The 20,095-nt window shown below is 71.7% G+C and carries 22 protein-coding genes; 14 read left to right on the forward strand and 8 right to left on the reverse strand.

All coding sequences use genetic code 11. From position 1 onward, the window contains the following. Positions 1–15 precede the first annotated feature (15 nt). The 6 genes from HD597_RS57930 (at position 16) to HD597_RS57955 (ending at position 4,901) form a co-directional block, all read left to right on the forward strand. Positions 16–849 carry a 2,3,4,5-tetrahydropyridine-2,6-dicarboxylate N-succinyltransferase gene (locus tag HD597_RS57930; protein ID WP_253757295.1) on the forward strand — a complete coding sequence of 278 codons (834 nt, stop codon included), beginning with the start codon at positions 16–18 and terminating at the stop codon, positions 847–849. Further along, positions 849–1,904 (forward strand): succinyl-diaminopimelate desuccinylase, encoded by a 1,056-nt coding sequence (gene dapE, locus HD597_RS57935; protein ID WP_253757297.1) that lies wholly within the window; start codon positions 849–851, stop codon positions 1,902–1,904. Before HD597_RS57930 ends, dapE begins: the two co-directional genes overlap by 1 nt. A gap of 239 nt (positions 1,905–2,143) precedes the next feature. Then, positions 2,144–2,944 (forward strand): LOG family protein, encoded by an 801-nt coding sequence (locus HD597_RS57940; RefSeq protein ID WP_253757299.1) that lies wholly within the window; start codon positions 2,144–2,146, stop codon positions 2,942–2,944. A gap of 11 nt (positions 2,945–2,955) precedes the next feature. Next, positions 2,956–3,540, forward strand: a complete 585-nt coding sequence (locus HD597_RS57945; protein ID WP_253757301.1) for an LOG family protein — start codon at positions 2,956–2,958, stop codon at positions 3,538–3,540. A 93-nt stretch (positions 3,541–3,633) separates the two neighbouring features. Then, the gene (locus HD597_RS57950) at positions 3,634–4,353 is read left to right on the forward strand and encodes a hypothetical protein (RefSeq protein WP_253757303.1); all 720 of its coding nucleotides are present in this window, start codon (positions 3,634–3,636) and stop codon (positions 4,351–4,353) included. Between the two features lie 29 nt (positions 4,354–4,382). Continuing rightward, the gene (locus HD597_RS57955) at positions 4,383–4,901 is read left to right on the forward strand and encodes a DNA-3-methyladenine glycosylase I (RefSeq protein WP_253759926.1); all 519 of its coding nucleotides are present in this window, start codon (positions 4,383–4,385) and stop codon (positions 4,899–4,901) included. Here the strand turns inward: HD597_RS57955 and HD597_RS57960 are convergent. The 3 genes from HD597_RS57960 to HD597_RS57970 are packed head-to-tail and all read right to left on the reverse strand — an operon-like array spanning position 4,861 to position 8,728. After that, positions 4,861–7,119, reverse strand: a complete 2,259-nt coding sequence (locus tag HD597_RS57960) for a polysaccharide lyase 8 family protein (RefSeq protein ID WP_253757305.1) — start codon at positions 7,117–7,119, stop codon at positions 4,861–4,863. The genes HD597_RS57955 and HD597_RS57960 overlap by 41 nt on opposite strands. Before the next feature lie 36 nt (positions 7,120–7,155). After that, positions 7,156–7,932, reverse strand: coding sequence for an enoyl-CoA hydratase-related protein (locus HD597_RS57965; protein WP_253757307.1), 777 nt, complete (start codon positions 7,930–7,932; stop codon positions 7,156–7,158). 1 nt (position 7,933) lies between these two features. Continuing rightward, a complete protein-coding gene (locus tag HD597_RS57970) occupies positions 7,934–8,728 on the reverse strand; it encodes a PaaX family transcriptional regulator (protein WP_253757309.1) in 795 nt (264 codons plus the stop codon). 159 nt (positions 8,729–8,887) lie between these two features. On the opposite strand from HD597_RS57970, the gene HD597_RS57975 reads away from it, so the two are divergent. Together HD597_RS57975 and HD597_RS57980 are read left to right on the forward strand one after the other, a co-directional pair. Continuing rightward, positions 8,888–9,055 carry a DUF3117 domain-containing protein gene (locus HD597_RS57975; RefSeq protein WP_020545024.1) on the forward strand — a complete coding sequence of 56 codons (168 nt, stop codon included), beginning with the start codon at positions 8,888–8,890 and terminating at the stop codon, positions 9,053–9,055. 81 nt (positions 9,056–9,136) lie between these two features. Next, complete coding sequence (locus HD597_RS57980; protein ID WP_253757311.1) at positions 9,137–10,540, forward strand: leucyl aminopeptidase; 1,404 nt, start codon at positions 9,137–9,139, stop codon at positions 10,538–10,540. On the opposite strand, the gene HD597_RS57985 is transcribed toward HD597_RS57980, so the two are convergent. Then, the gene (locus HD597_RS57985; protein ID WP_253757314.1) at positions 10,537–11,175 is read right to left on the reverse strand and encodes an O-methyltransferase; all 639 of its coding nucleotides are present in this window, start codon (positions 11,173–11,175) and stop codon (positions 10,537–10,539) included. The genes HD597_RS57980 and HD597_RS57985 overlap by 4 nt on opposite strands. Before the next feature lie 173 nt (positions 11,176–11,348). Between HD597_RS57985 and sigE the strand changes: the two genes are divergently transcribed. The 4 genes from sigE (at position 11,349) to HD597_RS58005 (ending at position 15,095) form a co-directional block, all read left to right on the forward strand. Further along, a complete protein-coding gene (gene sigE / locus HD597_RS57990; protein WP_138692395.1) occupies positions 11,349–11,981 on the forward strand; it encodes an RNA polymerase sigma factor SigE in 633 nt (210 codons plus the stop codon). A 1-nt stretch (position 11,982) separates the two neighbouring features. Beyond that, positions 11,983–12,510, forward strand: coding sequence for an anti-sigma factor family protein (locus HD597_RS57995; protein WP_253757316.1), 528 nt, complete (start codon positions 11,983–11,985; stop codon positions 12,508–12,510). Positions 12,511–12,674: 164 nt separating this feature from the next. After that, positions 12,675–14,543 (forward strand): S1C family serine protease, encoded by a 1,869-nt coding sequence (locus HD597_RS58000; protein WP_253757318.1) that lies wholly within the window; start codon positions 12,675–12,677, stop codon positions 14,541–14,543. Between the two features lie 183 nt (positions 14,544–14,726). Next, positions 14,727–15,095 (forward strand): sec-independent translocase, encoded by a 369-nt coding sequence (locus HD597_RS58005; RefSeq protein WP_253757320.1) that lies wholly within the window; start codon positions 14,727–14,729, stop codon positions 15,093–15,095. 79 nt (positions 15,096–15,174) lie between these two features. On the opposite strand, the gene HD597_RS58010 is transcribed toward HD597_RS58005, so the two are convergent. Continuing rightward, positions 15,175–16,311: an Mrp/NBP35 family ATP-binding protein gene (locus HD597_RS58010; protein ID WP_253757322.1), complete on the reverse strand. Its 1,137-nt coding sequence runs from the start codon at positions 16,309–16,311 to the stop codon at positions 15,175–15,177. Positions 16,312–16,470: 159 nt separating this feature from the next. Between HD597_RS58010 and HD597_RS58015 the strand changes: the two genes are divergently transcribed. Beyond that, positions 16,471–16,953, forward strand: a complete 483-nt coding sequence (locus tag HD597_RS58015; RefSeq protein ID WP_253757325.1) for a MarR family winged helix-turn-helix transcriptional regulator — start codon at positions 16,471–16,473, stop codon at positions 16,951–16,953. On the opposite strand, the gene HD597_RS58020 is transcribed toward HD597_RS58015, so the two are convergent. Continuing rightward, on the reverse strand, positions 16,922–17,404 hold the full coding sequence (locus tag HD597_RS58020) for a DUF1003 domain-containing protein (RefSeq protein ID WP_253757326.1): 483 nt from the start codon (positions 17,402–17,404) through the stop codon (positions 16,922–16,924). The two genes, HD597_RS58015 and HD597_RS58020, sit on opposite strands and share 32 nt — an antisense overlap. Continuing rightward, positions 17,394–18,650 carry a magnesium transporter MgtE N-terminal domain-containing protein gene (locus tag HD597_RS58025; RefSeq protein ID WP_253757328.1) on the reverse strand — a complete coding sequence of 419 codons (1,257 nt, stop codon included), beginning with the start codon at positions 18,648–18,650 and terminating at the stop codon, positions 17,394–17,396. Before HD597_RS58025 ends, HD597_RS58020 begins: the two co-directional genes overlap by 11 nt. 122 nt (positions 18,651–18,772) lie before the next feature. Here HD597_RS58025 and HD597_RS58030 point away from each other — a divergent pair, with 122 nt between their 5' ends. Next, the gene (locus tag HD597_RS58030; protein ID WP_253757330.1) at positions 18,773–19,720 is read left to right on the forward strand and encodes an EamA family transporter; all 948 of its coding nucleotides are present in this window, start codon (positions 18,773–18,775) and stop codon (positions 19,718–19,720) included. On the opposite strand, the gene HD597_RS58035 is transcribed toward HD597_RS58030, so the two are convergent. Continuing rightward, positions 19,704–20,072, reverse strand: a complete 369-nt coding sequence (locus tag HD597_RS58035; RefSeq protein WP_253757332.1) for a hypothetical protein — start codon at positions 20,070–20,072, stop codon at positions 19,704–19,706. The genes HD597_RS58030 and HD597_RS58035 overlap by 17 nt on opposite strands. Positions 20,073–20,095: the final 23 nt, after the last annotated feature.

Raw genomic sequence — 20,095 nt, forward strand, 5'->3', positions numbered from 1 at the left:
ATAAGCTCCGTGGCCATGAGTCAAGTGAGCACCTCGTCACCGCTCCCCTCCGTGGTGGACGAGTTGTGGGAGCGCCGCTCGGAGCTGTCGCCCGCCGACGCCGAGGCGCGTCACCTGGTGGTCGGCGCGGTCGACCTGCTCGACAAGGGCGAGGCCAGGGCCGCACGGGTGGTGGGCGGCGAGGTGGTCGTGGACGAGCGGGCCAAACGCGCCATCCTGCTCAGCTTCAAGGTGCTCGGCCTGGCGCGCTCGCAGGTGGGCGACTTCCAGCACCATGACCGGCATCCGCTGAAGAGCTCGTTCGACGGGGTGCGGGTGGTGCCGGGGGCGATCGCGCGCTGGGGCTCGTACCTGGCGCCCGGCGTGGTGCTCATGCCGTCGTTCACGAACATCGGCGCGTACGTGGACGCCGGCACGATGGTGGACACCTGGGCCACGGTCGGCTCGTGCGCCCAGATCGGGAAGAACGTGCACCTGTCCGGCGGCGTGGGCATCGGCGGCGTGCTGGAGCCGCCCAACGCCGTGCCCGTGGTGATCGAGGACGACGTGCTGATCGGCAGCCGGTCGATGGTCGTCGACGGCGCCAGGGTGGGGCAGGGCGCGGTGGTGGGCGCGGGCACGATCCTGTCCGCGTCCATGCCGGTGATCGACACCGAGACGGGTGAGGAGCTGGCCCGCGGGCAGATTCCCCCGTGGTGCGTGGCCGTGACGGGCACGCGGATGAAGGAGTTCCCCGGTGGCACGTTCGGCCTGCCGTGCGTGCTGGTGATCAAGCGGCTGGAGCCGGGCCGGCGGCACGACAAGGCGGCGATCAACGAGACGCTGCGCGCACATGGAGTGAACACCTGATGCTGGACCTGACCCAGGACGTACGCGACCTGACCGCCGCGATCGTGGACATCGAGTCCGTGAGCGGCGACGAGCGGGCGCTGGCCGACGAGGTGGAGCGGGCGCTGTCGGCGTTGCCGCACCTCAAGGTGACCCGGTCGGGCGAGACGGTGGTGGCCCGCACCGAGCAGGGGCACTCCGAGCGCGTGCTGATCGCCGGCCACCTCGACACCGTCCCCACCGCGGGCAACCTGCCCAGCAGGGTCGAGGGCGACCTGCTGTACGGCTGCGGCACCTCCGACATGAAGGCCGGCGTGGCGGTCGCGCTCAAGCTGGCCGCCACCGTGCCCGCGCCGAACAAGGACGTCAGCTACGTCTTCTACGACTGCGAGGAGATCGAGGCCGAGCGCAACGGCCTGACCAGGGTCGCCAGGGAGCACCCCGGATGGCTGGCGGCCGACTTCGCCGTGCTGATGGAGCCCACCGACGGCGTGATCGAGGGCGGCTGCCAGGGCACGCTGCGCGCCGAGGTCACGGTGACCGGCAAGCGGGCCCACAGCGCGCGCTCCTGGTTCGGGGTCAACGCCATCCACGGCATCGAGCCGGTGCTGGCCAGGCTGAACGCGTACGAGCCGCGCCGGCCGGTGGTCGACGGGCTGGAGTACCACGAGGGGCTGAACGCGGTCGGCGTGAGCGGCGGGGTCGCCGGCAACGTCATCCCCGACCTGTGCGTGGTGACGGTCAACTACCGCTTCGCGCCGGACCTGTCGATCGAGGACGCCGAGGAGCACGTACGCGAGGTGTTCGACGGGTTCGCGGTGAGCGTCGTGGACGCCGCGCCCGCGGCCAGGCCGGGGCTGACGCATCCGGTGGCGGCGGCCTTCACCGCGGCCGTCGGCGGCACGCCGCGCGCCAAGCTGGGGTGGACGGACGTGGCCCGCTTCTCCGCGCTGGGAGTCCCCGCCGTCAACTACGGCCCGGGCGACCCGAATCTGGCACACCAGCAGGGCGAGTACGTGTCGCTGCCGAAGATCGTGGAGAGCGAGCGGGCGATGCTCGACTGGCTCACCATATGAAAGTGGCCTTCCTCGCCGGCCATTTGGCGGGGAAGACCACTTTCAGTCCCGAGCAGCACCCTCATGCGGTTAGACGCGAGGGAGCCGAAATTCGGTTCCGTACTTCTTTCAAGATTTTTTAGGCCGCTGTTCCACCCGTGCTACCTGCGGGTTCGCCCTGGCGAGGCAGTCTGGGCGCGCCGACGGGCAGGGGGACGGGCGCGGAACGGCCGTCCGGGAGAAGGGCTAGCGTGATCCACATGGAACACAATCGTCGTCGGGAGCGCCGCCAGGGGCAGGCCTTCGTCAGGGGGAGCCTCGTCCCCAGCTCCACCCACGACCAGCGTCTGCTCGCCCGCCAGGGGCCGTCCGACTGGGTGCACATGGACCCGTGGCGGGTGCTGCGCATCCAGGCGGAGTTCGTCGAGGGCTTCGGCCAGCTCGCCGAGCTGCCGCAGGCCGTCACCGTCTTCGGCTCCGCCCGCACCACGCCCGACTCGCCCGACTACGAGCTGGGCAGGGCGCTCGGCCGCTCGCTGGCCGACGCGGGCTACGCCGTGATCACCGGCGGCGGGCCGGGCGTCATGGAGGCGGCCAACCGCGGCGCGCGCGACGTCGACGGCGCGGTGTCGGTCGGGCTCGGCATCGAGCTGCCCTTCGAGCAGCGCATGAACGACTACGTCGACCTGGGCATCGAGTTCCGCTACTTCTTCGTGCGCAAGACGATGTTCGTCAAGTACTCGTGCGGCTTCATCGCCCTGCCCGGCGGCTTCGGCACGCTGGACGAGCTGTTCGAGGCGCTCACGCTGGTGCAGACCCACAAGGTCACCTCGTTCCCCGTGGTGCTGATGGGCTCGGAGTTCTGGGGCGGGCTGCTCGACTGGATCAAGGGCTCGCTGCTGAGCACCGCGAAGATCAAGCCCCAGGACCTCGACCTGATCAGCGTCACCGACGACGTCGACGAGGCCGTACGCATCATCGTGGACGCCGACCTGGCCAGGTCCAAGCAGCGTGAGGAGGAGCTGGAGGCCACCGAGGCCCAGATCGCCGAGCCCCAATAGGCTCTGACGACGTGAACATCTGCGTCTTCTGTGCCTCCAGCCTGAGCATCGACAAGAAGTACATCGAGCTGGCCGCGAGCGTGGGCACCGAGCTCGCCAAACGCGGCCACACCCTGGTCAGCGGCGGCGGCTCGGTCTCGTGCATGGGCGCCGTCACCGCGGCGACCCGCGCCGCCGGCGGCCGCACGGTCGGAGTGATCCCGCAGGTCCTGGTGGACATGGAGGTGGCCGACGAGGAGTCGGACGAGCTGATCGTCACCGAGGACATGCGCGAGCGCAAGGGCGTCATGGACGCCCGCTCCGACGCCTTCCTCGTGCTGCCGGGCGGCATCGGGACCCTGGAGGAGCTGTTCGAGATCTGGACGGCGCGGGTGCTCGGCATCCACGACCGCCCCCTGGTGCTCCTTGACCCGTGGGGCCTGTACGCCCCGCTCAGGAAGCTCGTCGAGGGCATGTACGACGAGGGCTTCACCCGTCCCGACGTCTTCGACGCGATCTCCTGGACCTCGACCGTCGGCGAGGCGTTCGCCGCGCTCGAAGCGCGCCCGCAGCCGGTCCGGCCGAGCGTGGCCGAGCTCGGCGAGGCCACCGGCTGACCTGGGCGGAAGCCGCGTAGCGGCGGTACGCGCGGAATGGGCGACTTGCGGTGGCGCGCAGAATGTGGCCCATCGTGTGAGTACGATGCCAATGTGCTGGTCATACTCGCCATCGCCGCCATCGCCATCCTGGCCTGCGTGGTCCTGGTCTCCCTGGGCAGGGGCGGTGAGCTGACCGAGTTCCCGCCCGACGTGCCGCCGCTCGACCTGCCAGAGGCCGGTCATCTCACGGCGGTCGACTTCATGGCGCTGCAACTGCCGGTCAACCTGGTCGGCTACCACACGCAGAGCGTCGATGAGACCCTGCGGCGCGCCGCCGGCGCCATCAGCGCGCGGGACACCCGGATCGCGGTGCTGGAGCAGCGCGTCTCCGAGCTGCTGTCCAGCCGCCTGCACGCGCGGCAGGAGATCTACGCCGCGCCCGGGGCGGGGCCGCGCACCGAGCACGAGCCCGAGGCCCCCGCCGCGCCGCGCGAGTTGCCCGAGTCGGGCGACCCGGTGTCGGTCAGCGGCGCCTCGGTCGACTGGGCCGGTGGCGCGGAGCTGACGCAGCCGCCGGAGGAGCCGGAGTGGCGGGTGCCGCGGCCGGGCGACGCCGAGCCGGCGCCCAACGGCAAGGTCATGAGCGAGCCCGCCGACCCGCCCGCCGACCCGCCCGCCGAAGAGGCCAAGGCCGAGGACGGGCCGGAAGAGGCCAGGGCCGCGGACGAGCCCGAGGACACGCCCGAGGCCGAGGGCGGGTCCGCGTCGAAGGCGGCGGACGGGGAGAAGCCCAAGATCTCGGCCGCCAAGGAGAGTGACGAGCGCCCGTGACAGAGCCGATCCGCTGCACCTGGGCGGGCATGGCCGACCCGATGTACCTGGCCTACCACGACGAGGAGTGGGGCCGCCCCGTCCAGGGCGACGACGCCGTCTTCGAGCGGGTGTCGCTGGAGGCGTTCCAGTCGGGCCTGTCGTGGCTGACGATCCTGCGCAAGCGGGAGAACTTCCGGGCCGCCTTCGACCGCTTCTCGATCCCGAAGGTCGCCGCGTACACCGAGCAGGACGTCGAGCGCCTGCTCGGCGACGCGGGCATCATCCGCAACCGGGCCAAGATCGAGGCGGCGATCAACAACGCCAGGGTCGCGCTCGACCTGCCCGGCGGCCTGTCGGAGCTGGTGTGGCGGCACGCCGACCCCGGCGCTCCGGTGCCGCGGACGATGGCCGACGTGCCCGCCGTCACGCCCGGCTCGAAGGCGCTGGCCAAGGAGCTGAAGAAGCGCGGCTTCAGGTTCGTCGGCCCGACCACGGCCTACGCGCTGATGCAGGCCATCGGCCTGGTCAACGATCACCTCGAGGGCTGCGTGGCCCGTAGTCGGTGAGCTCCACGCTGTGGGAGCGGCCCAGCGAGCCGCCGGCCCTGACCACGATGACGGGTCTCTTGCCGGTCCGCACCGTGACCGTGTCGTCGGCGCGGACGATCCCGCCGACCGCGCGGTCCAGCGTGACCGTGATGACGTCCGCCGTCCTGGTCGGGTCGGCCACGGCCAGCACGAGCCGCCGGCTCGCCCGGCGCACCATCACCACGCACGGCCGGTCCACGCTCACGATCCACGCGCTGCCCGGGCTCCAGAACGTGGCCCCGAACAGCGCCCGCGTCTCCACCGCCTGCAGCTCGGGCGTGTTGGACAACACCCGCGCGGGGCGGGCGCCACGGTAGAAGCGGGTCCGCTCGCGGGTGGCGCCGGGCAGCAGCACGTACGCGTAGCGGGCGTCCACCGGGTCCACGCCGTGGTCGAACCAGAACGTCACGTAGCGGCGCGTGACCGGCTCGAAGGCGCCCGCGGTGTCGTCGCCCGTGTTGATGTCGCGCCAGCGGCCCGTACGCGTCTCCACGAGCGTCCTGACCCCCTCGAACACGTAGCCGCCCGTCCCCGGCAGGTGCGCCCAGCCGTCGCCGACGTGCGGCTCGGCGGTGGTCGCGCGGTTGTCGACCACGGTCTCGATCGCCCGGCCGTCGGAGCTGGAGATGCCGCTGCCGAGCGCCACCACGGCCGATTCGAGGCAGAACCACGATTTGCGCGCCCGCAGGCTCACGCCGTCGCCGATCAGCTCCATGGCGCTGACGCCGTACAGGCCGTCGAGCACCACCCCGCCCGCCCACGCGCTGGGCGGCCGGTGCACGCGGAAGTCGAGGTCCTCGCGCTCGCGCGGGTCCACCGTGGTCCCGGGCAGCCGGTGCGGGTCCACCGTCGGCCAGAAGTCGTGCCCGTAGTGGCCCGGGTCGCCGGTGTAGAGGTAGGTCATGCCGTCGCCGGTGTACCAGCCGTGCCGGTTCTCGCCGTTGATCGCCTCGTACGCGGCGGTCCGCTGCGACGACATGCTGATCGCCACCGACCATCCCGCCCTCCGGTGCACGACCCGGTCCATCGAGGGGAACACGAAGTGCCCGTCGGGCCCGGTCGCGGCCTCGATCGTCTTGTCGTCCAGCACCTCGACCGCCCGCCGGGTCTCCGCCACGCTCGCGTGCTCCAGGTAGGGCAGCGCCCTGCCGCGCTCGATCCAGCCCTTGGCCAGCTCCCTGAACCGGCCGCGGTACGGCTCGGGCGCGCTGCGCGCCAGCAGCAGCACCGCCCCGGTGGCCCCGTGGCCCGCCACGCTGTCGGGGAACGCCTGCCTGGTGGCCGCCCGGCCCCTGACGGTGTCCATGAGCAGCCCGTCGTGGATGAACGGCGCGAAGGAGCGCTCCACGGCGTCCAGCACCACCTGTTGCCCGGGGTCGGAGATCTCCCAGGGCGAGCCGTGCAGCAGCGCCACGGTCTCGGAGACCGCGATGAGCAGAGACAGGCCGTACGAGCCCGTGTAGGCGACCACGTCGTGCTGGATGAACGAGCCGTCGCGGTGGAAGCCGTCGCCCGAGTCCACGTAGCCGAACACGCTGTGCCGCCCGCCGTCGCGCACGTCCGAGAGCCCGTCGCGGGCCAGCGCCAGCTTGTCGGCGCGGCGCCCCGCCACGCCGCGGAAGGCGACGATCGCGGCCTTGTCGGCCCGGTTGGCGCCGCTCTCGCTGGCGTCCGGCCAGCCCGCCCGGCGGTCGGCGTCCGGGCAGAACCGGTCGATCGCGCCGAGGTAGGACTCCAGCCGGGGCGCGTCGAGCCGGTCGCCGAGCAGCACGCAGGCGCGGCTCAGCTCGGCGGGCGTGCCGATCTCCCAGAACCACCAGTTGCCGGTCTCGGGCAGCCGCTCGTTGTAGTGCCGCTCGTACAGCAGGTCGAGCGCCTCGATCACCTTCGCCGCCACGGCGTCGTCGCCGTGCTGGGCGGTGCCCGGCGTGGCCCAGGCGGCGGCGATGGCGCGCAGCCGCCCGTAGCTGCCGGTCACGTGCCCCGGACGGCCTTCGAGCGGGAGGTCGGGCCAGATCAGGCCGGGCACCATCTGGGCCAGCCAGGTGGCCGCCCGCTCGCTCAGCGCGGCCAGCGGCCGGGCGTAGACCGGGTCGGTGATGTCGAAGTCGCCGCCGGTCAGGAGGGTCACGGCGGTGGTGCGTAGAGCCTCGAAGTCGTGCGTGGCAGACGATCGCGAGGCGTCGGATGAGCGCATGCCGCTAGCTTGACCCATCGAAGCGTGGTCGATCGGTTACTCGCCGTTGAAGGTCGGCATCTCTTTGGCGAGGAAGGCTCTGGTGGCGTTCAGGTGATCGCTGGTCGCGACGCAGTCGTCCTGGAGGTCGGCCTCCATGGCCAGCGCGTCGGGCAGCGGGTGCGTCGCGGCGTGGGCCAGGGCGCGCTTCGTGGCGGCGTAGGCCAGGGTGGGGCCGCTCGCGAGGCGCACGGAGAGCTCGTGGGCGGCCTTCAGCACGTCGCCCGCGGGCACCACGCGGGTGACCAGGCCCAGCTCGAGCGCGCGGGCCGCGTCGAGCGGCTCGCCGAGCAGCATCAGCTCCGCGGCCCGGCCCGCGCCGACCAGGCGCTGCAGCGTCCAGGACGCGCCCGAGTCGGGCGCCAGGCCGATGCCGGCGAACGCCAGCGCGAACTTGGCGCGATCGGAGGCCACCCGCAGGTCACAGGCGAAGGCCAGCGACGCGCCGGCGCCCGCCGCCACGCCGTTGACCGCGGCCACCACCGGCTTCGGCATCGTGGTGATCAGCTCCACGATCGGGTTGTAGTGCTCGCGCACCGTGCCGGCCAGGCCGCGGCCCGCCTCCAGGTTGGCGGCGTGCTCGCGCAGGTCCTGGCCCGCGCAGAAGGCCCGGCCCGAGCCGGTGAGCAGCACGGCGCGCACGCCGCGGTCGCCGGCGGCCCGGCGCAGCGCGTCGAGCAGGGCCTGCTTGACCTCGACGGTCAGCGAGTTCATGGCGTCGGGGCGGTCGAGCGTGATGGTGGCGACGGCGTCTGCCAGGTCGTAGCGGATCACGTCACAACTCCTTGTCGACGAACGCGGCGGCCGCGGGCAGCAGCCGGGCGGCCTCCTGCTCGAAGTACGCCCTGGCCTTCTCGCCCGGCCAGCCCGCCGGCAGCAGCTCGGGCGGCAGGCCGGGGTCGCGGAACAGGAAGTTGCGCCAGCCGTGCACCAGCCGGCTGCGGGTGGCGAACACCTGGTCGGGCGGGGCTCCTTCGGGCAGCGTGCTGATCAGCGTGACAGCTTCGGCGTGCCAGTGCTCGTACGCCTCGCCGATGGCGGCCAGATCCCAGGCCCTGGCGACCAGCTCGCGCGGGTCGCCCTCCAGCGCCGCGTCGAACCGGTCGGCGCCCACCCCCTCGCCTTCGAGCAGGTTGTCCAGCTCGATGGACGAGCGCGGGCCGATCCAGGTGGTCTCCGACAGCGACGCGTACCCCAGGAACGTCAGGTCGGCCCGCAGCCGCTCCCTGCGCGGACGCTCCTTCACCGGCTCGAAGACGATCACGTGCCAGCGGCCGTGCCAGGTGAGTGTCCCGGCTCGGTAAATTCTCAGCGCCGCCTCATCCAGCCGCCTGACACACTTCGGAGTCAGCCCGTAGCCGGCCCCCTGAGGAAGCCGTAACGGCCGCAGCCACCCCTGCCGGACCATGCGCGAAACCGCCGTGCGGACCGCCGGAGCGGCGATGTCCAGGGGTTTCATCAGCCGCACGAGCGCGGCGACGGACGCCTGGCCACCGCGCGAGCGCAGGTGGTCTCCGTAGAGGTCGAACAGAGCGGCGCGAGCGTGCACGAAGTCCAGTTTGGACGTCATCGCACGCCTCGACAACGCATTCTGGGAGGAGATCGTTACCCATGAGGGCTCTCGATGCGGGAGAATAGGACATCACAGAAGACGTGAATGCGCCGACCACCCCCTCGGGAGGTCGGAAATCGCGGGCCGCGGGAGCCCAAGGCAGGAAGGGATGCACGCATGGCGGCGATGAAGCCGCGGACCGGCGATGGTCCGCTCGAGGTCACCAAGGAAGGGCGCGGCATTGTCATGCGGGTCCCCCTGGAGGGTGGCGGCCGGCTCGTCGTGGAGATCTCCGCCGACGAGGCAAAGGCGCTCGGCGAGGCGTTGAAGAACGTCGTCGGCTGAGCGCTCCCGAGAGACAACTTGGTTCCACGACCCTGGCGTAGAGCGGCGCCAGGGTCGCTGACGTTCGAGGAGAGATTTTCCGTGCCGATTGAGACCACTGCGACGGTGGTCGCCGACGTTCCCGACGACCCCGAGCTGCTGGCCGTTCCCTATGCCTCCGACCTCAGCCCGGGGGTCGAGCTGTCCCTGCCGGTGTCCGACCTGCTGGCCCACTACGAGGCCAAGGGCGCGGCGGGCGAGATCGTCGAGGTTCCGGTGGCACGGGCCGGCGGGGTGGGCCGGATCCTGCTGTACGGCGTGGGCGACGGCTCGCCCAAGGCCCTGCGCACCGCGGCCGCGGGGCTGACCAGGAAGGCCAGGGGCCGCGACACGCTGACCGTGGTGACGCCCGAAGGCGACGTCACCGCGTTCGTGGAGGCGGCGCTGCTGGCGGCGTACACGTTCAGGATCGGCGACGCCGGCAAGAAGCCCGTGCGCGCGCTCACGTTCGCCGGGGCGGACGAGGAGCAGGTGCGGCGCGCGGAGACCGTGGCGCGGGCGGTCGCGCTCGCCCGCGACCTGGCCAACACGCCCTCCTCCGTCAAGAACCCCGCCTGGCTGGCCGAGCGGGCCGCCGAGACCGGCGTGCCGGTCAGGGTGTGGGACGAGGAGCAGCTGGCGGCCGGCGGGTTCGGCGGCATCCTCGCCGTGGGCCGGGGCTCGGCCAGCCCGCCCCGGCTCATCCAGCTCTCCTACACGCCCGAGGAGCCGACGGATCGGCACGTCGTGCTGGTCGGCAAGGGCATCACGTTCGACTCGGGCGGGCTGTCGCTCAAGCCGACGGCCAACATGAAGTTCCAGAAGACCGACATGGCCGGCGGGGCCGTCGTCATCGCCGTGCTCGGCGCGCTCGCCGCGCTGAAGGCGCCCGTACGCGTCACCGGCCTGGTGGCGGCGGCCGAGAACATGCCCTCGGGCACCTCCCAGCGGCCCAGCGACGTCATCACGCACTACGGCGGGCGCACGGTCGAGGTGCTCAACACCGACGCCGAGGGCCGCCTGGTGCTGGCCGACGCGCTCGCCTACGCCGACGCCGAGCTCGACCCCGACGCGGTCGTGGACATCGCCACGCTCACCGGGGCGATCACGGTGGCGCTCGGGCCGCACGTCGGCGCCGTCTACGCCTCCGACGACGTGCTGGCCAAGCAGCTCGTGGAGGCGGGGCAGAGCGCCGACGACCGGCTGTGGCGGATGCCGCTGATCGAGGAGTACACGCCCGCGCTGGAGTCGTCGATCGCCGACCTGGCCAACGTCGAGTCCGGGTCCACGTTCGGGGCGGGCTCGATCACCGCGGCGCTGTTCCTGCGGGAGTTCGCGGGCGAGCGGCCGTGGGCGCACCTCGACATCGCCGGTGTCGGGCGCAGCGCGGCGGACGAGGGCGTGCTGAGCAAGGGCGCCACGGGCTTCGGCGTGCGCCTGATGCTGGAGTGGCTGACCCGCGGCTAGTCGCTGATCTTGAGGGCGGCGAGCAGGCCGTCGCCCAGCGGCATCAGCACCGAGCGCAGCCGCTCGTCCGACTGCACCAGCTTGCCCACCTCGCGCAGCGTCACCGTCTCCGGGTCGCGCTGCGCGGGGTCGGCCACGCGGTTGTGCCACAACATGTTGTCGAAGGCCACGATGCCGCCCACGCGCAGCAGGCGTACCGCCTCGGCCAGGTAGTCGGCGTACTCGTGCTTGGCGCCGTCGGCGAACACCATGTCGTAGCCGCCGTCGGACAGCCGCGGCAGCACGTCGAGCCCCCGGCCGGAGATCAGCCGCACCCGGCTGCCGGAGAATCCGGCCTCCGTGAACGCCTTCCTGGCCAGCCGCTGGTGCTCCGGCTCGACGTCCACGCTGGTGAGCGTGCCGTCCGTGCGCATGCCGCGCAGCAGCCACAGCCCCGAGACGCCGCAGCCCGTGCCGATCTCGACGACGGACTTGGCGTTGACGGCGGTCGCGAGGAAGCACAACGCCGCCCCGGCCCCGGGAAGGACGGGCGTCGCACCCATCTCCAGCCCGCGCTGCCGCGCCGCGTGCAGGATCTCATCCTCGTGATGGAACTGCTCCGCATAGGCCAGAGTGGCCTCCACCGGAGTGGTCATCGGCCTCCTCCCCCCACTTTCGTGCGATTGGTCCGCGAGATAGGCACCGATCGCAGCCTAGGGGAGACGCGGCAGGACGGGAACTCAGGAGGGACCTAAGGCGTTGCAGGTTTAAACGGGCTTTGCCGGTCCGGAAGGCAGGCAGTGCGCACGAAGGGACGAAACCAGGCACTATGGCGGTAGCGGTGGTCCCAAAGAGAGGAGTTCTGGTGGACGAAAGCGACCACCAGACCGATACTCCCGTGTCGTCTGATTGGACTCCTCCGACGTGGGAGGAGGTCGTGCGGACGCACTCCGCGCGTGTGTATCGGCTGGCGTACCGGCTGACCGGCAATGTCCACGATGCCGAGGACCTCACGCAGGAGGTCTTCGTCCGGGTTTTCAGGTCGCTGTCGAGCTACACCCCCGGCACGTTCGAGGGGTGGCTGCACCGGATCACGACCAACCTGTTCCTCGACATGGCGCGGCGCAAGCAGCGCATCCGGTTCGAGGGGCTGGCGGACGACGCGGCCGAGCGGCTGCGCGGCCGCGAGCCGTCTCCGGCGCAGGCGTTCGACGACGCCCACCTGGAGCCCGACATCCAGGCCGCCCTCGACGCGCTCGCACCCGAGTTCCGGGCCGCGATCGTGCTGTGCGACATCGAGGGCCTGTCATACGAGGAGATCGCGGCCACGCTCGGCGTCAAGCTGGGTACGGTCCGAAGCCGTATTCACCGAGGCCGGGCGCAGTTGCGGGAGGCGCTCGACCATCGAGCCCCCCGTAATTCACAACTCCCCCCGACCGTGATCCGTGGGGAGGAAGTCTGATATGTCCCATCTTGGAGAGCGTGTATCCGCGCTGGTCGACGGAGAGCTCAACCACACCGAGCGCGAGCGCGCGCTCGCGCACCTGACTTTCTGCGCTGACTGCAGGCGCGAGGTCGAGTCGGTGCGGGCGCTGAAGACGCGCCTGCGCTCGCTGGAGACCCCCGCCATGCCGGCGGACCTGACGATGTCCCTGCTCCGGATGGCGGAGCCGGGCGGGCCGCTGCCGCCGAGGGAGCGCCCTTTCCCCACGCGTACGTTCGGGGGAGTGCCCATCCCCGGGCCGCACACCATCGCGCCGCTGGACAACCGCCCGCGCAGGGACGCCACTGGTGGAGCCACGGGCCCTGGCCGCGGTGGTAGGAGGCGCTCGGCGTACGTGGCGGTCGGGGTGGTCTCGGCAGCCGTGGCGATCGGCACCTTCTTCGCCACCACCGGCATCGGCCAGAACAATCCGGCCCCGCCGGTTGAACTGTTCCAGCAGCAGGCCCGTACTACGCCTACGAACGGCTCTTCGACCGCCACTCCTTGACCGGGTCATGCCGGGGAGCAAACGGTTGGCGTAGTCGGCGGCGCGCGGGGCATACGATCTGGGTTCGGGAATTGTCACAAGCAAGTCCTGACAAAACCTTTATAACCCTCGTATGCCGCAGGAGCGAGGATGCGGTGGCCGAGCCAAGGAGTGGTGAGACTTAGATGACCGACGAGACGCGGTCCACCGAGGGACGCACGCCGTCGGACTCCCCCGAGCCACAGGGGCGGCCGGACTTCCTACCCGCTGACGACAGGCCCGGACAGGAGGGGAGGCGGCCCGAGCCGCCTGCCTCGTTCGGCACCACGTGGGGCGACCCCTCCGGGCGCCCCGACACCTACGGCTCGCCGCCGTACGAGTCGCGCTCGTACGAATCGTCCTACGGGCCCTCGTACGGCTCCTCCAACGGTGACGCCCCGCCCTTGAACGGCTCCTCGCACGGCGTACCCGGCCAGGACGACCGCGCGCAGTCCGGCCCTCAGTACGGCGTACCCGGCCCCGGTCAGGACAACCGCGCGCAGACCGGCCCCCAGTACGGCGCGCCCTCGTTCGGCCAGTCCGACGGCGGCAGCCGGCCCTCCTTCGGCCCGCCCGAGGGCGGCAGCCGGATCGGTGACGGCCCCTCCTTCGGCCCGCCCGACGGGACGACCCGCTCCTACGACAGCCCTTCCTACGGCTCCTTCGGCCAGCCGGAGGGCGGCACGCGGCCCGACAACGGCACGCGCGCCTACGACAGCCCGTTCTTCGGCTCACCCGACGGCGGCGCCCGTTCCTACGAGGGGCCGCCGTTCGGCGGTGGGCAGAATTACGGCGGGCCGGGCCGGCCGCCCCCTCCCCGACAGCCGCTCGGCATGGGCCCCGGCTGGGCGCCGCCGCCTCCGGGCGGCGCGGGCGCCGTGAGGCGAGGGCCCGGCACCGGCCTCCTGGTCGCCATGGCCGTGGTCATCGCCCTGGTGGCCTCGGTGCTCGGCAGCGTGGGCACGTACCTGCTGACCAGGCCCAGCGGCGCCAACGACCCCTCCTACAGCCTCGGCCCGCTCCCGACCGGAGCCACCAACCGCGCCCCCGACTCGGTGGCGGGCGTGGCCGCGCGGGTGCTGCCCAGCGTGGTCTCGCTGGAGGTCGGCAACGGCAGCAACACCGAGGGCGCGTCCGGCTCCGGCTTCCTGATCAAGAACGGCTACGTCGTCACGAACAACCACGTGGTCGCGCTGGCCGCCAACGGCGGCGAGATCCGGATCATGTTCAACAACCGCAAGACCACCACGGCGCGCATCGTCGGCCGCGACCCGGGCTCCGACCTGGCCGTGGTCAAGCCGGAGGAGACGTTCGGCACGCCGGAGATCACCCTCGGAAACTCCGACCAGGTGGTGGTCGGCGACCCGGTCATCGCGATCGGCTCCCCGCTGGGCCTGACCGGCACGGTCACGACCGGCATCGTCAGCTCGCTCAACCGCCCGGTCATCGCCGGTGACGAGACCGGCACCAGCTCGGAGGAGCCGGCCTACATCAGCGCCATCCAGACCGACGCCGCCATCAACCCGGGCAACTCCGGCGGCCCGCTGGTGAACGGCAGGGGCGAGGTCGTGGGCGTGAACTCCGCCATCGCCACCCTGGGCCGCTCGATGAGCAGCCAGAGCGGCAGCATCGGCCTCGGCTTCGCGATCCCGGTCAACCAGACGCGGCGGGTGGCCGAAGAGCTGATCACGACGGGCAAGGCCAAGCGGCCCAAGATCGGCATCGTGCTCGACAAGGACTACCGGGGCCAGGGCGTACGCATCGCCTCCGAGCCCGCCGGCGGGCAGCAGCCGGTCACCAAGGGCGGCCCGGCCGACCAGGCGGGGCTGCAGGCCGGTGACGTGATCCTGGAGATCGACGGGCTGGCCCTGCAGGACGGGAACGAGCTGATCGCCCTGATCCGCAGCAAGACCCCCGGCTCGAAGATCAACATCAAGTACCAGCGGGCGGGGCAGGAGCGCACCGCCACGCTCACGGTGGTGGCCGAGGACGAGCCCACCCCCACCCCCTCCTGACGCATCCCGCTCCTCGCCCACCGCGCCGCGGCGGGGCCCTAGGGCCTCCCGCGGCGTGACTGTTCCCCGGGGTGGGCGGATGATATGACCCAGGGGTGACGACCGACCTACCCGATGGAGCCCTTAGTCTGTGGATAGGCCGGGGTTGTCCTCGGAGAGGTTTGACTGCGGTAGGAGCTCACGGTGTTCGGACTCGGGTGGATGGAGGTCGGCGCGCTGATCGTGATCGCGCTGCTCGTCTTCGGTCCAGAAAGACTGCCGCAGGCCGCCGCGCAGGCGGGTAAGACGCTGCGCAACCTGCGCCGGATGGCCAACAACGCGCGTGACGACCTGCGTGCGGGGCTGGGCCCGGAGTTCCAGAACTTCGACCCCGCCGATCTGAACCCGCGCAACTTCGTGCGCAAGCATCTCCTCGACGACCTAGAGGACGACTGGAACGACAACAAGCAGCGCGAGCTGGAGCCCGCGGGCGCGCCGGCCCCGTACGCGGCTGAGCCGGTCGATGAGCTGGGTTACGGCGAGCTGCCGCCCTACGACTCCGAGGCGACCTGAGGCGGCCGTCCGTCGCCGTTCGGAGGGCATGAAAGAGCCCCCTCCGGTGAGAGGGGGCTCCGTGCGCGCGCAGGAGCGGTCAGCGGCGCGGGTTGAGGCCGAGCTGGAGGCCCTTCAGGCTGGATGAGCGCTTGCTCAGGCCGGCGGCGATCTTCCTGAGCTCGGTGGCGGCCGGCGCGTCGGGGTCGGTGAGGACCAGCGGCTTGCCCTCGTCGCCGCCCTCGCGCAGCCGCATGTCGATCGGCACCTGGCCGAGCAGCGGGACGCGCGCTCCCAGCGTGCGGGTCAGCGCGTCGGCCACCGTCTGGCCGCCGCCCTCGCCGAAGACGGCGATGCGCTCGTCGCAGTGGGGGCAGGGCAGCCAGGCCATGTTCTCGATGACGCCGGCGATCTGCTGGTGGGTCTGGGCGGCGATCGAGCCGGCGCGCTCGGCCACCTCGGCGGCGGCCATCTGCGGCGTGGTGACGACCAGGATCTCCGCCCCGGGCAGCCGCTGGGCCACCGAGATGGCGATGTCGCCCGTGCCGGGCGGCAGGTCGAGCAGGAGCACGTCGAGGTCGCCCCAGTAGACGTCGGCCAGGAACTGGTGCAGCGCCCGGTCGAGCATGGGCCCGCGCCAGACCACCGGCGTGTTGCCCGGCGGCTTGAACATCCCCACCGAGATGACCTTGATGTCGTGGGCCACCGGCGGCATGATCATGTCCTCGACCTTGGTGGGCCGCTCGGCGGCGCCCAGCATGCGAGGGATGCTGTGACCGTAGATGTCGGCGTCGACGATGCCGACCTTGAGGCCGTTGGAGGCCATGGCGGCGGCGAGGTTGACCGTGACGGACGACTTGCCGACCCCGCCCTTGCCGCTGGCCACCGCGAACACGCGGGTCAGCGAGCCCGGCTGGTTGAAGGGGATCTCCTTCTCCGGCCCGCGGTCGCCGCGCAGCTTGGTCTGCAGCGTCTTGCGCTGCTCGGCGCTCATGACGTCGAGCTCGATCTGGACGCCGGTCACACCTTCGACCTTGGAGACGGCGGTGGTGACATCGCGGGTGATGGTGTCCTTCATCGGACATCCGGCCACGGTCAGGTACACGCCTACGCGCACCGCCCCATCGGGAGCGATCTCGATGTTCTTGACCATGTCGAGGTCCGTGATCGGGCGACGGATCTCGGGGTCGATGACGGTGGACAGGGCCGCCGTCACGAGTTCCTGGGTTGGTGCCATCGAAGTCTCGGCACGAGGGAGTGCCGTCCCTCCTTAGTCGGTCTATGTGTGACAGGCGCAGGACGCCAGCGAGGATGCCCCTCCATGGTATGAACCGAAGCCCGCGCTGGGTTAATCCGCACTGTTAGATGTCTGTGCAACAACGTCTAAGGTTACTCCGTGACTCTTCTGCGCGACGAGGGCCTGACCGCCGGAGAACTGGCGGTCTGGCGCATGTTGCAACGAGCCCAGGTGCGCGTCACCCGCCATCTGGAGAGCGAGCTGCTCGTCGCGCACGACCTGCCGCTGGCCTCGTACGAGGTGCTGGCGCAGCTCGCCGAGGCCCCGCGCGGGCGGCTGCGGATGAACGACCTGGCCGACCGGGTGCTGCTCTCGCGCAGCGGCCTGACCAGGCTCATCGACCGGCTCCAGCGCGACGGCCTGGTGGCGCGCGAGGCGTGCGCCGACGACGCCCGCGGCCTGTACGCGGTGCTGAGCGACCGCGGCGCGGCCCGGCTGGCCGAGGCGACGCCGACCTACCTGCGCGGCATCAGGAGGCAGTTCATCGGCATGCTGGACGCGGGGGAGATCGCACAGGTGCGCCGCATGCTCGCCAAGCTCGGCGACGAGCTCAGCGCCCCGCCTCCTGACCGCTCCCCTTGAGCTCCTCCGCCAGCCGGCCCAGCTCGGCGCGCAGGTAGTCGCGGGTGGCGACCTCGTTCAGCGCCAGGCGCAGGCCCGCGATCTCGCGGGTCAGGTACTCGATCTCGGCCTGGTTGCGCTCGGCGGCCTCACGGTCCTGCTCGTACTGGATGCGGTCGCGGTCGTCCTGCCGGTTCTGGGCCAGCAGGATCAGCGGCGCGGCATAGCTGGCCTGCAGCGACAGCATCAGCGTGAGGAAGATGAACGGGTACGGGTCGAACTTCCAGCCCTGCGGCGCGACGGCGTTCCAGACGACCCAGACCGCGACGAAGACGGTCATGTAGACGAGGAACCGGGCGGTGCCGAGGAAGCGGGCTATCCGCTCCGACAGGCGGCCGAACGCCTCGGGGTCGTAGTGCGGGCGCAGCGTGCGGCGCAGGTCCCGGGGCTGGTCGAGGCGGTCAGTCGTCACGGTCGTCGGCTCCCTCGCGCCCGTTCTCCCGCGACAGGTCGTCACGGTCGTCCGCCCGCTCGCGCCAGTCCTCGGGCAGCATGTGGTCCAGCACGTCGTCCACCGTCACGGCGCCGACCAGGCGGCCCAGCTCGTCCACGACGGGGGCGGCGACGAGGTTGTAGTTGGCCAGGTAGTAGGTCACCTGCCGGAGCGTGAAGTCCGGCCTGATGGGGTCGATCGAGGGGTCGAGCACGCCGCCGAGCAGCGTGGAGGGCGGCTCGCGCAGCAGCCGCTGGAAGTGCGTGACCCCCAGGTACGCCCCCGTCGGCGTCTCGGTGGGCGGCCTGGTGACGTAGACCTGGCAGGCCACGGCGGGCGTCAGGTCCTGCTGCCTGATGTGCGCCAGCGCCTCGGCGACGGTGGCGGTGGGCGGCAGGATCACCGGCTCGCTGGTCATCACGCCGCCGGCGCTGGTCTCGGGGTATGTCAGCAGCCGCCGCACCGGCGCCGCCTCCCCGGGCTCCATCAGCGCCAGCAGCTTCGCCGCCTGCTCCTCGGGCAGGTCGTGCAGCAGGTCGGCGGCGTCGTCGGGCCCCATCTCCTCCAGCACGTCGGCGGCCCGCTCGGGCTCCAGCGTGCCGAGGATGCCGATCTGGTCGTCGGGCGGCAGCTCCTCCAGCACGTCGGCCAGCCGGTCGTCGTGCAGCGCGCGGGCGATCTCGATGCGCCGCTTGGTGGGCAGGTCGTGCAGCGCGCTGGCCATGTCGGCGGCCCGCAGCGACTCGAACGCGGCGATCAGGCCGGCCGCCCCCTGGTCCTTCTGCAGCGTGTCGAACCCCGACACCTCCCCCCAGCCGACCGTGCGCGGCTCGCGCCGCCTGCCCTTGTAGACGGCGACCTTGGTGATCTCCCAGTTGGACGGCTTCAGCTCCTCCATGCCCACGTCGTACACCGTCATGGGCTCGTCGCCCACGCGCACGGTGAGGTCGAGCATCTGGCCGATGACCAGCGTCTCGGAGGCGCGCTGCTCGAACCTGCGCATGTTGAGCCGCCCGGTGAACACCACGGAGCCCGCCTCGATGCGGCGTACCCGGGTGATCGGCAGGAACACCCGGCGGCGCGGCTGCACCTCCACCACGAAGCCGTGCACCCGGGGGCGCCGGCCGATGCGCAGCCCGACCACGACGTCTCTGACCCGGCCGATCAGGTCGCCCGCCGGGTCGAAGACCGGGGTCCCGGGAAGCCGGGCCACGAAGATCTTCACGTGGCCAGGCTAACAGTGCGGTCCCGTCCGCCCGGGAGGTGCTGGTATCCCATTGCACCCGCACTGCCCGACATGTCAGTATCAAACCTGCTAAACGGTGATTACGTGGTGGGTGGTGTGCGATGAGGTATGCGGGGCTCGCGCTCGCGTTCGTGTCCTCGTGCTGTTTCGCGTTCTCGGGGCCCATGGCCAAGTACCTCATCGCCGCCGGGCTGGCGCCGATCGAGGCCGTGTGGACGCGGATGGCCGGCGCGGGGCTGCTGCTCCTGGCCGTGCTGGCCCTCGTGAGGCCGCGCGCGCTGCGCATCCCCCGCTCCAGGCTGCCGTTCTTCGCGCTGTACGCGGTGATGGCCGTGGCCGGGGTGCAGGCGCTGTACTTCGTGGCGATCACGCGGCTGCCGGTGGGGATCGCGTTGCTGCTGGAGTTCATGGCGCCGGTGATGGTGGTGGCCTGGGTGCGGGTCATCCGCAAGGTACGGCTCGCGCGCGCCGCGTACGTGGGCGCCGTCGTCGCGGTCGTGGGCCTGGCGATCGTCGTCGAGGCGTGGCAGGGCCTGCGGCTGGACGCGCTGGGCCTGATGCTGGGGCTGCTGGCCGGGGCGTGTTGCGCCGGATATTTCCTGATGAACGATAGCTTCGGCGACGACATCGACCCCCTCGGCCTGATCGCCTGGGGCATGGCGGGGGCGGCTCTGGTGCTGATCCCGTTCGCCCGGCCGTGGAACATCCCGTGGGACGCCTTCACGGTCACCGCCGCGCCGGAGGGCGGGCTGCGGCTGCCGGTGCTGGGCGCGTACCTGTGGATGGTGCTGATCGCCACCGTGATCGCCTACATCCTGGGCGTCAACGCCGTGCGGCGGCTGTCGGCCGCGGTGGGCGCCACCGTGGCGTCGCTGGAGGTCATCGGCGGCGCCATCGTGGCCTGGGCGCTGGTCGGCGAGACGCTGGGCGGGTTCCAGATCCTGGGCGGCCTGTTGGTGCTGTCGGGCGCGCTGCTCGCCCAGACCGCCACCTCCACCGCTCAGCCGGCGGTCGTCGCGGAGCCGGAGGCGGTCACCGTTCGGGGGTGAGCCGCCAGACGGTGGACTCGCGGGCCCAGCGCTCGGTGAGGTGCTCGCTGTCGCGGGCGTTGAGCCGCTCCTTGGCCAGCACCGCCACGGCGTCGGCCGCCGCGGCCTGGTCGACGGCCGACACGGCGGCCTCGAACTCCACCAGCCTGGCCCCGTTGTCCTTGCTGCGCAGCGTGACGCGCACCCGGTCGAGCGCGTCGAGCCCGGGCAGCCGCTGCTCCTCGCCCCCCGTCACGAGGTAGATCGCGCCGTCGTGCCAGGCGTGCCAGGCCAGGCGTGGACGGTCGAGGGTGAGCCAGAGGATGCCGGACTTCTTGGCGCCCTCCTCGATGGCCGTCTTGTCGTCGCTCACAGATGTGACTGTAACCGGCGAAC

This window comes from Nonomuraea thailandensis (assembly GCF_024172165.1).
Taxonomy (GTDB): domain Bacteria; phylum Actinomycetota; class Actinomycetes; order Streptosporangiales; family Streptosporangiaceae; genus Nonomuraea; species Nonomuraea thailandensis.

Excerpts from the sequence above, each read along its gene's own strand:
- HD597_RS58030 (WP_253757330.1), top strand. The coding sequence starts at position 18,773 with ATGAGGTATGCGGGGCTCGCGCTCGCGTTCGTGTCCTCGTGCTGTTTC.
- HD597_RS57940 (WP_253757299.1), top strand. The coding sequence starts at position 2,144 with ATGGAACACAATCGTCGTCGGGAGCGCCGCCAGGGGCAGGCCTTCGTC.
- HD597_RS57975 (WP_020545024.1), top strand. The coding sequence starts at position 8,888 with ATGGCGGCGATGAAGCCGCGGACCGGCGATGGTCCGCTCGAGGTCACC.
- HD597_RS57955 (WP_253759926.1), top strand. The coding sequence starts at position 4,383 with ATGGCCGACCCGATGTACCTGGCCTACCACGACGAGGAGTGGGGCCGC.
- HD597_RS57960 (WP_253757305.1), bottom strand. The coding sequence starts at position 7,119 with ATGCGCTCATCCGACGCCTCGCGATCGTCTGCCACGCACGACTTCGAG.
- HD597_RS57970 (WP_253757309.1), bottom strand. The coding sequence starts at position 8,728 with ATGACGTCCAAACTGGACTTCGTGCACGCTCGCGCCGCTCTGTTCGAC.
- HD597_RS58000 (WP_253757318.1), top strand. The coding sequence starts at position 12,675 with ATGACCGACGAGACGCGGTCCACCGAGGGACGCACGCCGTCGGACTCC.
- HD597_RS57985 (WP_253757314.1), bottom strand. The coding sequence starts at position 11,175 with ATGACCACTCCGGTGGAGGCCACTCTGGCCTATGCGGAGCAGTTCCAT.
- HD597_RS58010 (WP_253757322.1), bottom strand. The coding sequence starts at position 16,311 with ATGGCACCAACCCAGGAACTCGTGACGGCGGCCCTGTCCACCGTCATC.
- HD597_RS57930 (WP_253757295.1), top strand. The coding sequence starts at position 16 with ATGAGTCAAGTGAGCACCTCGTCACCGCTCCCCTCCGTGGTGGACGAG.
- HD597_RS57995 (WP_253757316.1), top strand. The coding sequence starts at position 11,983 with ATGTCCCATCTTGGAGAGCGTGTATCCGCGCTGGTCGACGGAGAGCTC.
- dapE (WP_253757297.1), top strand. The coding sequence starts at position 849 with ATGCTGGACCTGACCCAGGACGTACGCGACCTGACCGCCGCGATCGTG.
- sigE (WP_138692395.1), top strand. The coding sequence starts at position 11,349 with ATGGCGGTAGCGGTGGTCCCAAAGAGAGGAGTTCTGGTGGACGAAAGC.